Origin of the sequence: Streptomyces sp. NBC_00631 (assembly GCF_045206895.1) — a bacterium.
In the GTDB taxonomy this organism is placed as follows: domain Bacteria; phylum Actinomycetota; class Actinomycetes; order Streptomycetales; family Streptomycetaceae; genus Streptomyces.
Genome location: NZ_CP107734.1, coordinates 4,883,949 through 4,899,247 on the forward strand (window position 1 = coordinate 4,883,949; position 15,299 = coordinate 4,899,247).

General features: G+C 71.7%; 13 protein-coding genes and 1 tRNA gene. 12 read left to right on the forward strand and 2 right to left on the reverse strand.

Annotation, left to right across the window (positions count from 1 at the left end):
- Positions 1–72: 72 nt before the first annotated feature.
- A complete protein-coding gene (locus tag OHB00_RS22310; RefSeq protein WP_406436857.1) occupies positions 73–723 on the reverse strand; it encodes a TetR/AcrR family transcriptional regulator in 651 nt (216 codons plus the stop codon).
- A gap of 283 nt (positions 724–1,006) precedes the next feature.
- Between OHB00_RS22310 and OHB00_RS22315 the strand changes: the two genes are divergently transcribed.
- From OHB00_RS22315 to OHB00_RS22340, 6 genes are all read left to right on the forward strand, one after another.
- On the forward strand, positions 1,007–2,425 hold the full coding sequence (locus tag OHB00_RS22315; protein ID WP_406436859.1) for a M6 family metalloprotease domain-containing protein: 1,419 nt from the start codon (positions 1,007–1,009) through the stop codon (positions 2,423–2,425).
- A gap of 483 nt (positions 2,426–2,908) precedes the next feature.
- Positions 2,909–4,486, forward strand: coding sequence for an IclR family transcriptional regulator C-terminal domain-containing protein (locus OHB00_RS22320; protein ID WP_406436861.1), 1,578 nt, complete (start codon positions 2,909–2,911; stop codon positions 4,484–4,486).
- A 97-nt stretch (positions 4,487–4,583) separates the two neighbouring features.
- The gene (locus OHB00_RS22325) at positions 4,584–5,228 is read left to right on the forward strand and encodes an RNA polymerase sigma factor (protein WP_406445940.1); all 645 of its coding nucleotides are present in this window, start codon (positions 4,584–4,586) and stop codon (positions 5,226–5,228) included.
- Positions 5,225–6,313 carry a CU044_5270 family protein gene (locus OHB00_RS22330; protein WP_406436863.1) on the forward strand — a complete coding sequence of 363 codons (1,089 nt, stop codon included), beginning with the start codon at positions 5,225–5,227 and terminating at the stop codon, positions 6,311–6,313. Before OHB00_RS22325 ends, OHB00_RS22330 begins: the two co-directional genes overlap by 4 nt.
- 237 nt (positions 6,314–6,550) lie before the next feature.
- Positions 6,551–6,623, forward strand: a tRNA-Arg gene (locus OHB00_RS22335).
- An 87-nt stretch (positions 6,624–6,710) separates the two neighbouring features.
- The gene (locus tag OHB00_RS22340; protein WP_406436865.1) at positions 6,711–7,223 is read left to right on the forward strand and encodes a hypothetical protein; all 513 of its coding nucleotides are present in this window, start codon (positions 6,711–6,713) and stop codon (positions 7,221–7,223) included.
- Here OHB00_RS22340 and OHB00_RS22345 read toward each other — a convergent pair.
- Positions 7,203–7,520: a hypothetical protein gene (locus tag OHB00_RS22345; RefSeq protein WP_406436867.1), complete on the reverse strand. Its 318-nt coding sequence runs from the start codon at positions 7,518–7,520 to the stop codon at positions 7,203–7,205. The two genes, OHB00_RS22340 and OHB00_RS22345, sit on opposite strands and share 21 nt — an antisense overlap.
- A 569-nt stretch (positions 7,521–8,089) precedes the next feature.
- On the opposite strand from OHB00_RS22345, the gene OHB00_RS22350 reads away from it, so the two are divergent.
- Genes OHB00_RS22350 through OHB00_RS22375 form a run of 6 tightly spaced genes read left to right on the forward strand, consistent with a single transcriptional unit; the run spans position 8,090 to position 15,283 of the window.
- On the forward strand, positions 8,090–9,391 hold the full coding sequence (locus OHB00_RS22350; RefSeq protein WP_406436869.1) for an extracellular solute-binding protein: 1,302 nt from the start codon (positions 8,090–8,092) through the stop codon (positions 9,389–9,391).
- 7 nt (positions 9,392–9,398) lie between these two features.
- The gene (locus tag OHB00_RS22355) at positions 9,399–10,319 is read left to right on the forward strand and encodes a carbohydrate ABC transporter permease (protein WP_406436871.1); all 921 of its coding nucleotides are present in this window, start codon (positions 9,399–9,401) and stop codon (positions 10,317–10,319) included.
- Complete coding sequence (locus OHB00_RS22360) at positions 10,316–11,197, forward strand: carbohydrate ABC transporter permease (RefSeq protein WP_406436873.1); 882 nt, start codon at positions 10,316–10,318, stop codon at positions 11,195–11,197. The genes OHB00_RS22355 and OHB00_RS22360 overlap by 4 nt, the downstream gene beginning before the upstream one ends.
- Entirely contained in the window at positions 11,194–12,558 is a 1,365-nt protein-coding gene (locus OHB00_RS22365) for a carboxylesterase family protein (protein WP_406436875.1), read from the forward strand. Before OHB00_RS22360 ends, OHB00_RS22365 begins: the two co-directional genes overlap by 4 nt.
- An 8-nt stretch (positions 12,559–12,566) precedes the next feature.
- Entirely contained in the window at positions 12,567–13,697 is a 1,131-nt protein-coding gene (locus OHB00_RS22370; RefSeq protein WP_406445942.1) for an ROK family protein, read from the forward strand.
- A 59-nt stretch (positions 13,698–13,756) separates the two neighbouring features.
- Entirely contained in the window at positions 13,757–15,283 is a 1,527-nt protein-coding gene (locus tag OHB00_RS22375) for a GMC oxidoreductase (protein ID WP_406436877.1), read from the forward strand.
- Positions 15,284–15,299 lie beyond the last annotated feature (16 nt).

Here is a 15,299-nt window from a genome sequence, read left to right on the forward strand (position 1 = left end):
TGCGCTGCTGAGGCAACGCCTGAGATGAGGACCGGCGGACGGTCCCGAACTGATCGGTGGTTCGCGGCTTGGTCAGGCCTGGCGCAGGTCCTCCATGGTCACGGCCGTGCCCGGCAGGGCGGAGCGGGCCGGGGCCCGCAGTCCGTCCAGGAACAGCTGCAGATGGCGGTGGACGAAGCGGTCACTGACCAGGCAGTCGGTGCCGAACGGAGGCCGGCTGAGCTGGGCCACGACGATCATCACATCGCCGACGCCCACGTCCGGACGGAGCTGTCCGGCCGCCTTGGCACGGCCCATGAGCTGCCCGATGAGCTGCTCGCACCGCTCCCGCGCCGCTTCGAGGTCGGGGTGGTTCTTGTCGAAGGTGCTGGAGACCATCGGGCACAGCGCGCTGACCCGCTCGTCGGCGGCGGTGTGCACGAAGCGCTCCAGCGCCTCGAAGGCGTCCCCGGTCTCCGCGAGCGCCAGCTCGGCCGCTTCCGACGTCCGGTCCATCACGGAGCAGACGACCTCACGGACGAGCGCGTCACGGTCGGGGAAGTTGCGGTACACCGTGGCGTTGCCGACGCCGGCCCGGCGGGCGATGTCGTCGAGCGGCACGTCGGGGCCGTACTCGGTGAACATCTCACGGGCGGCGGTGACGATCCGCTCCCGGTTGCGCAGGGCGTCGGCACGGGGCCGGGGCGCCTTGCGCACGGCGGGAATGGCGGTCGCGGTCTGCACGGCGCACTCCTGGTCTGTGGACTTTCCGCGATCCGGGGAGGCGTTCCCCGTTTCGCTCGGACACAGGTCTAAACGGGGAGAGGGTCCCCGGTTATTTCCACGCCTTCTCCCCATTTCATGTGACCTGAGTCACATCGTTGTGGGCGCCCGGGATCCGGCTCGCGCGGGGCCCCGGCATCCCACGATCGGCCTCTCCAGCGCGCGCCCGCCGCCCCCTCGACACAGGGTGATCGAAAGGGTGCAGCCGGAGACCGGCGGCTGCCGTGGCGCGAAAGGTTCCTGCATGCAGCCGCAGCCCAGCCGCCGTAAGCCCGCTCGCCTTCGCATACCCCTGAGCCTCCCCAACCGCCGTTCCTCGCCCCGCCGTCGTACACCGTCGGCCCGCCGTACGCCGTCGGCCCGCCGTCCGGCAGCGGACCGCGGGATACGGCCGGCCCGCCGCATACGCCCCCGCCGTGCGGTCTGCCTCGCCGCCGTGGCCGCGCTCATCCTCGCGGTCGGCACCTCGGCGGGCACCGGGCACCTCACGGCGGCCCCCGCTCCAGCCGGCGCCGGCCCGATCGCGCTGGCCCGCAACTCCGTCTACGGCCCCTGCATGATCAGCGGCGGCCACGACGTCCAGATGACCGAGGGCATCCCCACCCCGGGCGGCTACTCCCGCTCCACCGGCACCGTGCACGCCCTCACCCTGATGGTCGACTTCCCCGACGCGCCCGGCCAGGGCAGCGCGCTCGACCGCTACCACGAGTTCTTCCCGCAGACCCAGGACTGGTTCCGCACCGCCTCCTACGGAAAGCTCGACTACCAGCCCGTCGCCCCCATCGACCACTGGCTGCGGATGCCCAAGCCGTTCAGCGCGTACGGCATAGAGCGCGGCGCACCCTTCGACCCCGGCTACCGGCAACTGGTCCAGGACCTCGTGGCCGCCGCCGACCCGGACGTGGACTTCCGGTCGTACGACCTCCTGAACGTGCTGGTCACCCCGAACGCCGGCCCCTCCGCCCTGGACACCGTGCTGTCGGTGACCTTCGCCGGCAACGGCGACGCCCCGGTCGCGGACGGCACGGCGGTCGCCAACGCCTCCTTCGTCTACTCCCGCCAGGACGACGGCTCCGGCTCCTACGCCCGCACCGGCTACCGGGTCCTCCCCCACGAGAACGGCCATGTCTTCGGCCTGCCCGACCTCTACACCCAGGAGGGCGGGGGCGCCGTCGGGCACTGGGACATCATGAGCGAGGACTGGGGCGCCGACAACGACCTCCTCGCCTGGCACAAGTGGAAGCTGGGGTGGCTGGACGCCGACCAGGTCAGCTGCGCGGCGGCCGGCGGCAGCACCGAGTACACCATCGCCCCGCTGTCCCGGCCGGGCGGCCGCAAACTGGTCTTCGTCCCCGTCGACGCCCGCACCGGCTACGCCCTGGAGGTACGCACCAGGGGCGGCAACGACGAGGAGGTCTGCCGCCCCGGCGTCCTCATCTACAAGGTCGACGCCAATGTCGACACCGGCCGCGGACCGATCAAGGTGTACGACGCCCACCGCGACACCGGCGGCTGCACCCGCAGCCCCAACGTCCAGGCAGAACTCTCCGACGCCCCGTTCGGCCCGGGCGAGAACTTCAAGGATCCCTCGCACGGGATCGAGGTGCTGGTGGAGGGGGTGGACGGGGAGGGGAACTATCAGGTGCGGGTGACTCGGGCGTAGGCGGGGCGCGGGGGGTGCGGGGTGGGGGGCGCGGGGTGCGCTGCGGGCTCCGGGGCGGCGGGGCGCGGACAGGAGGGGTCCGGGGGCGGGTTGGCGGTAGGGGGTCCCGGGGGCGGGTTGCGGGCAGGGGGCTCCGGGGGCGGGTTGCCGGCAGGGGGTCCCGGGGGCGGGTTGCCGGCAGGGGGATCCGGTCTCCGGATGGCGGGGCGCGAGCAGGAGGCTCCGGACTCCGGATGACGGGGCGCGAGCAGGAGGCTCCGGACTCCGGATGACGGGGCGCGGGCAGGAGGCTCCGGACTCCGGATGGCGGGTTCGGGTTGCGTGATCCGGCGCTGGCCAGGTGGGCCACGGTTTACGGTAGGCGTGCGCTGATCGCCGTAGCGGCGAAGGCCGTGCCGTGACGAAGGTCGTGCGGTGCCGCGTACCGGAGATCACCCGAGACCACGGAGATCGCGCGAACCGTCGTACCGAGCCGGAGAGTCGATGACCGCCCCCTTGCCCTCCTCCCCCGCGGCGCACGAGCCGCCCGCTGAGGCGGTGACGCCGTTGATCCGGGGCGTGGCGGTGCTGGAGGCGCTGACCGAGGCGGGCGGGACGCTGAGCGCGAGCGCGCTGGAACGGCGTACCGGCCTCGCCCGTTCCACGGTGGACCGGATCACCGCGACCCTCTCCCGTATGGGGTACGTCCGCGCGGACGGCCGGGACGCGGTGCTCACCCCCCGGGTGATGGCGCTGGGCAACGCCTACCTGGCCGCTCTCCGCCTGCCCGCGCTGCTGGACGCGCACGCCGACGCCCTCGCCGACGAGCTGGACGAGTCGGTGTCCCTCGCGGTCGCCGACCGCGACGGCATCCGGTTCATCCACCAGGCGACCCGCCGCCGCGCGATGTCCGTCAGCTTCCGCATCGGCGACCTGCTGCCGGCCGAACGCACCGCCCCCGGCCCGCTGTTCGCGGCCGAGTGGACGGAGCGGGACTGGGCGGCCTGGCGGGCGAGGCGTGCGGCGGACCCCTCGGACGCGGGCTTCCCGGCCGTGCCGCCCCGGAATCCGGCCGCCGACGACGACTTCGAGGCGCGGACCGAGGAGACCCGGCGTACCGGCTGGGCCCTGGACGACCAGTTGATCGAGCCGGGCCTGGTCGCGGTGTCCGTACCGGTGCGCGACCCGGGCACCGGACGGGTGGCGTGCGTGGCCAGCGTCGTCAGCCACACCAGCCGCCACACCGCGGCGGACCTGCGCGAGACCCTGCTCCCCCGGCTGCGTACGGCGGTGACCGCGATGGAGGCGGAGCTGCGCGAGGCCCGGCCCGTGGAGCCGGGCCCGCCCCCCGCGGGACTCGCCGTCTGGACCACCGCTTCCAAGCACGAACTGGGCCGCGACTTCGTGGAGTCGCTGGCCCGGGGCCTGACCGTCCTGACGGCCTTCGGCGAGGGCCGCTCGGCGCTGACCCTGACGGACGTGGCGAAGGCGACGGGCCTGGCCCGGGCGACGGCACGGCGGGCCCTGATCACCTACGAGCACCTGGGCCTGGTGACCGCGGACGCGGGCGGTTTCACCCTCACCCCCCGGGTGCTGTCCCTGGGCTACCCGCCGCTGTCCCGCACCACCCTCGCCCGCCTCGCGGCCCCCCGGCTGCGCGCCCTCGCGGACCGGCTGCACGAGCCGACGGCCCTGGCGGTGCGAGTGCCGGGGGCCGGTCCGGCGGAGATCCAGTACGTCGCGGTGGCGGCCGCGAGCCGGGTCCTGACGGTGGACATCACGGTGGGCACCCGGCTGCCGGCGAGCCGTACGGCACTCGGCCGGGCCCTGCTGGGTCTCGCCGAACCGGGCGGATACGCCCTGGCGGACGAGGAACTGGAGTCGGGCCTGCGCTCGATCGCGGTGCCGGTACGGGACCGGACGGGCCGCCCGGTCGCCGCCCTGAACGTGGCCACCCACGCGGCCCGCCGCACCCTGGCGGAGTGCGTGAGCGAGGTGCTTCCGGCCCTGCACGCCACGGCGGCCCAGGTCCAGGACGACCTCCACATCGCGTCCCGCTTCACCCACGTCCCGCTGTCCTGAGCCCGCCGCCCCACTGGAGGACTGGAGGGTCGGGTGTGACCCGGATCACGGGAAGCCGGTGCGGAGTGCCGGACAGCTCAGTGACGTGAGCACACATATGCGTACCCGGGTACGGGCCGGGGAGCCGAGCGCGTTCGGGGAGCTGTTCGACAGCTACTCGCGCGCCGTCTACAACCATGCCTTCCGGCTGACCGCCGACTGGTCGGTGGCCGAGGACGTGATGGCCGCGACCTTCCTGGAGGCATGGCGGCTGCGCGAGCGGGTGGACCCCGAGGGCGGTTCGCTGCGGCCGTGGCTGCTGGGCATCGCCACCAACACCGCCCGCAACCAGTACCGCAGCAACCGCCGGTACCGGGCCGCCGCGAACGCCGCGGCAGCGGCACGGCTGTCGGTGCCCGACCACGCGGACGAGGTGGCCGACCGCGTCGACGACGGGCACCGCATCGCCGCCGCCCTCACCGCCCTGAGCAAGCTCCGCAGACCCGAGCGCGAGGTCGTCACGCTCTGCCTGGGCGAGGGCCTGGACTACGAGGCGGCGGCGGAGGCGCTCGGCATCCCCGTCGGCACCGTCGCCTCCCGGCTCTCCCGCGCCCGCAGAAAGCTGCGCGACCTCGCCGGTCCCCCGCCGGCCGGACCGCCTCCGGAAAAAGCTCGCGGAATCCGGGAAGGCGGCCGCCGCTCCCGACAGACAAGAGGTGATCACACCAACGTGATCCGGCCCGCACAGGAAGGAAGGCGATGACCGTGAACACCTCCCGGAACCACCCGGCCGAGGGGGACGGCAGCGCCGAGCTGCTGTCCGCCACGGCGCGGGACCTGCCGCCGGGCCGCCACCAGTTCCACAAGGAGCGACTGATGGCCCAGATCCACGACATGCGGCAGGCCGAGCGGACCACGACCCCCGTGCGGGAGCGCCGCCGGTTTCCCCGGCCGGCGATCGTGCTGCCGCTGACGGCGGCCGCGCTGGCCGCGGCGGTCGTCGCGGGAGTGACCCTCTCCGGCAACGGCGGCACCGGAGTGCAGAACGCCGGCCCGGCCCTGACCACCACCATCGGCGCGGCCACCACCGAGGGCGTCCCCCAGCTGCTCGACCAGATCTCCCTGGCCGCCGCCGAGACCTCGGCCTCCCGGCCCGCCGTCAGGCCCGGCCAGTACATCTACATCAAGTCCAAGTCGGCCGACAGCTACGTCAGCAACGTCGACGGCAAGTCCTCCCTGGCCGGCCACCCGCTGCACACACGGCAGATCTGGAAGTCCCCGGACGGCACCAAGGGCTGGCTGATCGACCCGGCCGTCGACAAGAGCCCCGAGGGCGAGACCCTGTCCCTCCCGGACGAGCAGGGCATGACCCCGAAGCCGTCCCTGAACGGCCCGTCGTACGACTACCTCACCAAGCTCACCACGGACCCCGACAAGCTGCTGGCCAAGATCTACTCGGAGACGAAGGGCCAGGGGAACTCCCCCGACCAGGAGGCCTTCACCACCATCGGTGACCTGCTCGGCGAGAGCTACCCGCCGGCGGAGCTGTATCCGGCACTGTTCAAGGCCGCCGCGAAGATCCCCGGGGTCGTCGTGGTCGACGACGCGACGGACGCGGTGGGCCGGCACGGGGTGGCCGTGGCCCGGCTCGACGAGGCCAGCGGTGAACGCGAGGAGTGGATCTTCGACAAGAAGAGCCACGTCTTCCTGGGCGAACGCTCGGTGCAGGTCCGCAGGAGCAGCGACACCGACGGCCTGATCCCGCCCGGCACCGTCCTCTTCACCAGCGCGATCCTGGAACGCACGGTCGTGGACGGCATGAAGCAGACACCTGCGGCGAAATCCTGACCGAGGGCGCGCACTGAAGGACCAGACCGGCGCGGCGGGCCCCTGGAGCGCTGCCGTGAAGGGCTTGGCGCGCTCGGACCACACCCACGATCACGAACCTGGCCCGAGGCCTCAGCCGCGCCCCACCCCCCACACTGATCCGCTACCCTGTGAGGGGCCGCCCTCACCGGCGGTCCACCCTTGCCGCAACGCCGGTGGCCTCTCCCTCAGAGCACCCACCAGCGTTCGCAAGGCCCCGCCTTCGTAGCTCAGGGGATAGAGCACCGCTCTCCTAAAGCGGGTGTCGCAGGTTCGAATCCTGCCGGGGGCACGGTGTTCGACCAGCGCGTTTACCTCTCCGGGGTAGGCGCGCTGTTCGTCGTAGCCGTGGCATTAACCATGAATAGGTTCCAGGACCATGGCGAACACCAAGAACAAGCGACGTCAACCCGGCAGCATCCGCCCCAACGGGGCCGGCTTCCAGGTCCGGGTCTACGCCGGGCGTGACCCGCTCACGAAGAAGGACATCTACCTTCATGAGCAGGCCGAGACAGAGGTCGAGGCCGAGAAGGTCCGCACGAAGCTCCTCTACCAGGTCGATGAGAAGCGCCATCCCAAGACGCAGGTGACGATGTCGTTCCTGCTCGACCGGTGGCTCGGGGTCGCGGAGCTCGACGAGACGTCGTACGAGCGGGCGGGTCGAGGGCATCATCCGCAACCACCTCAAGCCCACATTCGGCGACCTCAAGGCCGCCAAGCTGACCGCCGAGATGCTGGAGCTGTTCTACGCCCCGCCTCCGGCAGTGCCAGGAACAGTGCGAAGGCCGGCGCAACGGCAGGACAGACCCCACGACGAAGCAGACGCACGTCTGCGAGCCGCTCTCCGCGAACTCAGTCCTCGAGATTCACTTCATCCTGCGGCCCGCTCTGAACCGCGGCCTTCGCTGGGGCTACGTGACGACGAACGTGGCGGCCCTTGCCGAGCCCCGTCCCAGCCGCCGGCCTCCAGACGGCCCTCGCCGTACTTCTTCTTCAGTCCGAGGACTCCCTGGGCGACGCGGAGCCGGTAGAGCGCGTTGACCTCCAGCAGCTGGTCGATGACCTCGCGGCAGGCGTCGCCGACCTCGGACGCCTGGCTGCGGCACCAGATCGGCGTGCGCATCTGGAAGGCGATCTTCTCCGGCGGGTAGGCGGATCGATCGGTGCGTTTGCCCTGCTCAAGTGCCACCAGGCGGAGGGGCGGCAGTGGGACAAGGCCGGCATGAGGCTGGAGGAGACCGACGCGGCTGCACTGCTGAAAGGCCTTGATCCTGGCAACGAGCATCACCGCTCGCTCTACGTCGCGCTCACCAGGGCGCGACACCTCGGCCTCTCGCTGCAAAGGCTCGTGCCTTCGGGACCCGCTCGCCGCCCACCCCAGCACCACGAGTGATCATCATGCCGCGGGTCGGGCGGAATGCCGCAACCGGGCGGGGCAGTCTGCCGGCAGGTGCAGGGATGCGACCAGCATGGATGAGGTTTCCGGCACGCACCGCAACCGGATCGACGAGCTTGGCCGCACAGAGCCCGAATGCCGCCCCAAGGGATTTTGCTACAAGTTCCGAAATTTCGCCGTGACGGGTCCGCGATTCCACCGCAACCACTCACGCATACGGTCACTGCCACGCCGTTAAGGGGCATCGCCCCCATCAGACCCATCAGGCGGCCCATCACCCCCGTCAGGTCCCCTCGGACCAAATTCGCTACTTTCCCCGAAATCCCCCACTGTGCTCATCGCCCATGAGACAGGAGCCCAGCGTGTCCCACCCCTCCAGACGCGGTGTCCTACGGCTGACCGCCGGCACAGCTCTCCTCGGCAGCTTCGCCCTGGCAGGCTGCGGTCGCGGCAGTGACAACGCTGCGACCGCCGCCACCGCCAAGCCCGTCGACAACTCCCCGGCCAAGGGAACCGTCAACCTCTGGGCCGCCCAGGGCGATGCCGACGTGCTCGACAAGGTCATCAAGCCCTTCAAGGCCGCGAATCCCGACCTCGACGTGAAGTTCACGCTGATCCCGAACGCCGAGTACTACACCAAGCTCCAGTCGGCGATCGCGGCGGGCAAGGGACCCGATGTCGCCCAGTTCTTCCCCGAGTCGCAGGCGCAGTTTCTCGATCCGTCGATCCTGCGGCCCGTCCCGGACGGTCTCGTCGACCCGTCCGCCTTCTTCACGAGTCTGTGGGACGCCGGTGTGGTGAAGAACGTCGCCTACACGGTGCCCTGGTACGCCTACACCTACGCGCTCGTCTACCGCTCCGACCTCGCCAAGAAGGCGGGCGTCAAGGCGCCGGCGACATGGGACGAGATGGTGCCGTTCTTCAAGGCGCTCCAGAGCGCCGGCGCCGGGCACGGCCTCGGGGCGGACATCGGCTGGGACGTCTTCAACGGCCAGGACGTCGCGATGTACGCCTGGCAGGCGGGTGGCTCGCTGCTCCCGTCCGGCGGCAAGTGGACGCTCGACACGTCGGCGATGGTCGACGCGATCAAGTACAACGCGTCGTTCTTCACCTCGGGCATCGCCGACACCAGCGGGCCCACGTTCCTCGACGCGCAGCCGTACTTCGTGTCGGGCAAGACCGCCTGCATGATCACGGGCCCGTGGGTCATCGGCCAGCTCGACGCGGTCGCGAAGAAGACCGGCTGGACGGCCTCCCACGTCGCCACCGCACCCCTGCCGGCCGGATCGTCGGGCAGCGTCTCCTTCTCCGCCGGGGGAAGCTGGGGCGTGCTCGCCGACAGCGGCAACGCGGACGCGGCCTGGAAGCTCATCCGGTACATCTCCAAGCCGAGCACCCAAGTCGCGCAGTACAAGGCGTACAGCTCGCTGCCGGCCGTCGCCTCAGCCTGGGCCAACCCCGCCATCGCGGGCCAGCCGCTGCTGGACGCCTTCCTCACGCAGCTGAAGAACACCCGGGCGTTCCCGCAGGTGAGCACCTGGCAGCAGGTCGCCACCCGGCTGGGTAAGGAGATGGAAGCCGTGGCCAAGGGCAAGGGGACCGCCGCGAAGGCTGCCGCGAACGTCCAGGCGTACGCCGAGAGCCTCGGCACGGGCAAGGGGTGATCCCCGGATGACCGCCACCATCGGGCCGACGACGCCGCGCGGTGCGCGTCGGCCCCGGGGCTCTCGGCGAACGGCCGTCGCCTGGCTGTTCCTCGCACCGTTCGCCCTGGTGTTCCTGCTCTACACGGCGATTCCCACCGTCGCCGCGCTCGGGTTCAGCCTCACCGATCTGCGCGGCACGGACCTGCGGCATCCGCTCGCCGTCGACTTCACCGGAATCCAGAACTATCTCCGGCTGCTGGAGGACCCGGTCTTCCTGCGGGACATCCTCAACACCGTCCTGTTCGTGGCCGTCGGTGTGCCGTTGACGATGGGGTTCGGGTTCGCGCTCGCCCTCGCGCTCAACTCCGGCATCCGGCGGCTGCGCGGCACCTTCCGTACCGTCTTCTTCGCACCGGTCGTCACGAACGTCGTGGCCGTCGCCATGATCTGGCAGTACGCCTTCAACGCCAACGGCACCGTCAACAAGGTGCTGGGTGCCTTCGGTTTCGCCGGTCCGAACTGGCTGGACGACACACGCCTGGCCATGCCCGTGGTCATCCTGCTGGGTGTCTGGCGCAACTTCGGCATCGCGATGGTGCTGTTCCTCGCCGGTCTGCAGGCGATCCCGCAGGACGTGTACGAGGCCGCCTCCCTCGACGGGGCCGGCCGGTGGCGGCAGCTCAGGCACATCACCCTGCCGTTGCTGATGCCGACCACGCTGATGGTGTCGGTGCTGCTGACCGTTTTCTACCTCCAGGTGTTCGACGAGCCGTATCTGCTCACCAACGGCGGCCCGCTGGGCTCCACCGAGTCGGTGGCGCTGTACACCTACCACCAGTTCGGGGTCGGCGAGTTCGGCATGTCCTCGGCGGCGTCCTTCGTGATGCTCCTCCTCGTGACGTTGGTGAGCATCGTCCAGTTCCGAATGCTGAGGCCCCGCGCATGACCACCATCGCCGCACCGCGGAATGCCGAGATGGCGGGCGAACGGACGCAGGTGCGCCGTCGGTCCGTCGCCCGTCCCCTGCTGTACGGCGCGCTCGTGCTGTGCGCGCTGCTCACGATGCTGCCGTTCGTCTGGGTGCTCAGCGGCTCGCTGCGCAGCCTCGACGAGATCCGCTCCGACCCCGGCGCCTGGCTTCCGCACCACATCACCCTCGACAACTTCGTACGACTGTTCCAGACCGAGGGCTTCGGCCGGTTCCTGGTCAACAGCATCGTGGTCGCGGTCATCGTCGTCGCCGGCAACATCGTGGCCGCGTCGGCAGCGGGATACGCGCTCGCCAAGCTGGACTTCGCGGGCAAGCGGATCGCGTTCGGCGCGGTCATGGCGGCGATGATGGTGCCGTTCACCACGGTGTTCGTCACACAGTTCGTGATCACCGTCGACCTGGGCCTGGCGGACACTCTCACCGGTATCGCCCTGCCCAGTGCGGCGCTGCCGCTGTCCGTGTTCATCATGCGGCAGTACGCCCTGTCGGTCCCCGACGAACTGCTGGAAGCGGCCCGGATCGACGGGGCGGGCGAGTTCCGGATCTTCTTCCGGATCTTCCTGCCGTTGGCGGGTCCCGCCGTCGCGACGATCACGATCATGTCGTTCCTCTACTCGTGGAACAACTTCATCTGGCCGCTCATCGTCGCTCAGAGCACCTCCAGTTACACGCTCCCGGTGGGGCTGGCCGCCACCAGCCAGGCTGCCGCGCACGTCACCGACTACGGCCTGATGCTCGCCGGCGCGATCGTCGTGATGCTGCCGGTGCTCGTGCTCTTCCTGTTCCTGCAGCGCTACTTCGTGCAGGGCGTCGCCGGAACGGGAATGCGGTGACCGCGGTGGATGTGATGGACGTGGTGAAGGCTCCCGCGGGCACGATCATCGGCCGCCGCACCGGCCGGCTACGGCGCTTCCTCGGCATCCCGTTCGCCGCAGCACCCGTCGGGGCGCGGCGGTTCGCGGCGCCGGTGCCACGCGGCCGGTTCACGCAGCCGCTCGACGCGTCCCGGCACGGTGCCACCTCGCAGTGCGTGCCGCTGTTCGCCACGACCACCATTCCGGAGCCGTCGGTGCCGGGCGACGACGTACTGAACCTGAGTGTCGTCGCCCCTGCGGACGGTGTGTCATGCCCGGTGCTGGTGTGGATCCACGGCGGCGGCTTCCTCGCGGGCAGCCCCGCCAGTCCGTGGTACGACGGCCGCGCCTTCGCCCGCGACGGAATCGTCACCGTGACGCCCGGCTACCGGCTCGGCGTCGACGGATTCGCCCCGCTGGACGGCGTACCCCCGAACCTCGGGCTGCGCGACCTGCTGCTCGCGCTCGACTGGGTGCAGGAGAACATCGCGGCTTTCGGCGGTGACCCGGGCCGGGTCACCGTCGCCGGCCAGTCGGCGGGAGGCGGGGCGGTGCTCGCACTGCTCTCCTCGCCCCTCGGCAGTGGTCGCTTCCACCGCGCGGCCAGTGTGTCCGGCGGCTTCTTCGAGGTGGGCGCGGACGCCGCGCGCGGCTTCGCCGGGCGGCTCGGTGACCGGCTCGGCGTGCCGCCGACGCGCGACGGCTTCGGCGGCCTCACGGTGGAAAGCGTTCAGCAGGGCGTCCGTCTGCTGCGGAGCGAACGTGGCGACGAGGGCCCGCTCGTGCTCGGTCCGGTCGTCGGCGACGACATCCTTCCGGCGCCCATCGCTGACGGTCTTGCCATACACGGGGGCGACGTACCGCTGCTGCTCGGCGCGACGGGCGACGAGTTCGACGGCGGCGCCCCGGCCATCCGCAACGCCGCCGCCCGCGCGGCGGGCACCCGTGTGACGGACACCCTGTTCCGCGCCGCCTGTCCGCGCGCGGCGGCCTCGCGTCGCGACGCCGGCGCCGGCACCTGGCTGTACTCCTTCGAATGGCCCTCCCCCGTACTCGGTGGAGCCGTGCACTGCGCCGACATCCCGTTCTTCTTCGACGTGCTCGACGCGCCGGGGACCGCCGAGGCCCTCGGAACGCGGCCGCCCTCGGAACTCGCCACGTCCATGCACGCCGACCTGGCCGCGTTCGTCCACGGCCGGTCGCCGGCCTGGGAGCCGGCGACCGGGAGGCTCGGCGACCCCGCTCGCGAGTACGGCAGGCGCGGGGCGACGCCGGCGGCCGACACCACAGGTGTGTACGACCCGGTGGTGGCAGGGTCCGACACTGCGGAGGCGTGCTGATGTCCGGGATGAACCAGAGCGCCGTCCGGCGGGTCAACACCTCGGTGATCCTGCGCACGCTGGCGGTGTCGGCCGGGCCGATGACGCTGGCCGAGCTGTCCGAGCGGGTCGGCCTGTCCCGCCGCACCGTCGAACTCATCCTGGACTCGCTCGTCGACGCGGGCTGGGTGAGCGAACTCGACCGGGTGCCGGTGAGCGGCTGCGCCGGGCGCCCCGCTCGCCGGTACGAGATGCGGGCCGAGCACGCGCTGCTGGCGGCCGTGCGCATCACCACCCTGGACGGGGCCGCGGTCGTCGCCGACGTGCGCGGCCGAATCGTCGGCCGGGCGCACCGGCCGCTGCGTGACTACCAGGATCCGCAGGCCACGCTCGACGACGCGGCGGCGCTGGTGCTGGAGGCCCTCTCCGACGCGGGCGGGACGGCGGACCGGCTCCGGGCCGGCGCGATCGCCAGCGGTGGCGCGATCGACGACGACGGCGTCGTACGGCGCCTGGTGCACACGACGCAGTGGGAAGGCGTGCGCCTGCCCAAGGAACTCGGGCGGCGCATCGGCATGCCGTGGTTCGCGGACAACGACACCAATCTGGGTGCGCTCGGCGAGCGTTGGCGGGGTGCGGCCGGTGACCACGACAACGTCGTGTGGGCGATGCTCGGCAACAGGACCGGTCTCGGCACCCTCATACGCGGTGACGTCCACCGTGGTCTCGAAGGCGCCGCGGGCGAGATCGCCGAGGCGGTTTCGCTGCCGGCCGGCTCGGTGGAGGACCGCCCCGTGGCGTGGCTGACCTCACCGGATCCGGCCCGGCGGCGGGTCGCGCTCGGCCGCTTCGCCGCGGCTCGGGGCGGCGAAGCGGCGGCGCTCGCGGAGGTCGACGAGTTCGTGGAGAACATCGCGTCGATCCTCACCACCCTGTCGTGGACCGTCGCGCCGTCGCTCATCGTGCTCGGCGGCGGTCTGGAGGACGCGGCCGATGTGCTGCTGCCCCGGGTGCGCGAGGCGATGCGCGGCGCCCGTACCCCCGCCGTCGAGCTGCGCGCCACCGTACTGGGCTCCGACGGCCCGCTCATCGGCGCCGTCAAGTTCGTGCTCGACCACATGGACACCGAGTTGTTCGGCCCGCCCGTCCCGAGCGCGTGATCGCGCGCCCCATCCGCACTTTCCCCTCACACCCAGTTTCACAGGACAGGAGCCCGACCATGACCGGCACCAGCAGGACCGGCGTTCTCATCGTGGGCAGCGGCATCATGGGATCCGTCGTGGCCCGGCTGCTGCGGGACACCGATCCGGCGCTGGACATCACCATGGTCGACGGCGGCCAGCCGATCGGCGCGGCTCCCGGCCTGCACCTGCACGACCTCGACGATCCAGCCCTCTGGTCGCGCTACAACGAGCGGGTCGCCACCGGTGTCCAGGGCCTGTACACGGGCGCCGAAGTGGTGCGCGACGTCGCAGACAGCATCACCGGCCTGGCGCCCGGCATGTTCCACGCGCTCGCCTTCGGCGAGGACGCCGAGGCGATGCCGGCTGCCGCGCTCGCGTGGAACGCGGGCGGCATGGGCGTGCACTGGACCGCCGCGACCCCCTGGCCCGCCGGGGACGAGGTGTTCGACTTCGGTGACCCGGACCGCTGGGCGACGGATCTGGACACCGCGCGCCGCCTGCTCGCGGTCACGCCCGCCGCCATCGGCCCGACTCCGGTCGGGCAGCGGGTACTTGAGGTACTGCGTCGGTGCTACGACGGCGTCGGACCGGACGACCGGCGGTCGCAGCCGATGCCGATGGCGGTCACCGCGACACCGGCGGGCCCCATGCCGCGCACGGCTCCGGGCACGGTCTTCCCCCCGATCGCGGCGGGCGGGGACCCGGCTTTCACGCTCCTGACCGGCACCCTCGCCACGGCCCTCGTCACCGACGGCGGCCGGGTCGCCGGCGCCCGGCTGCGTCGTGTCGCCGATGGCACCGAGTACGAGCTGGGCGCGGAGACCGTGGTGGTGTGCGCCGACGCGCTGCGCACCCCGCAACTGCTGTTCGCGTCCGGCATACGGCCCGCGGCACTGGGGCGTCACCTCAACGAGCACGCGTTCATCAGCGCCCGGGTGCTGCTCGACCTCGACCGGTTCGGCATCGGCCTCGACGCCCTGCCCCTGCCGCTCCCCGGCGAGTTCGCCACGGACTCGCTCTGGCTGCCGCAGAACGGAGCGGCGCAGCCGTTCCACGGCCAGATCATGAACCGCACGTACGTGGACGAGGCCGGCGGCCCCCTGGCGCACTCGGTGGGCCTGTCGCTGTACGCCCCCGTCGAGTCCCGTCCCGAGAACCGGCTCGTCTTCTCGGAGTCGGACACCGACCTCGCCGGGATGCCACGGATCACCGTCGAGTTCGGCTACTCCGACGCCGACCGGGCTCTGATCGGCCGCGCGCTCGACGAAGTCCGGTCGCTCGCCGAGGAGTTCGGCACGTTCGATCCCGAGACCGAACTGGCCCTGCTGCCGCCCGGCTCGTCGTTGCACCAGACCGGCACCGTCCGGGCGGGCAGCGCCGACGACGGCGCCAGCGTGTGCGACCCCGACGGCCGGGTGTGGGGCTTCGACAACCTGTACCTCGCGGGCAACGGCGTGATCCCCACTGCCATGGCCGCCAACGTCACGCTGGCCGGCGCGGTGACCGCCGTACGAGCCGCGCGCGCCGTCGCCGAACGCATCACCACGCCCGCCGCCCACTGAGAGGAATCCGGAACCC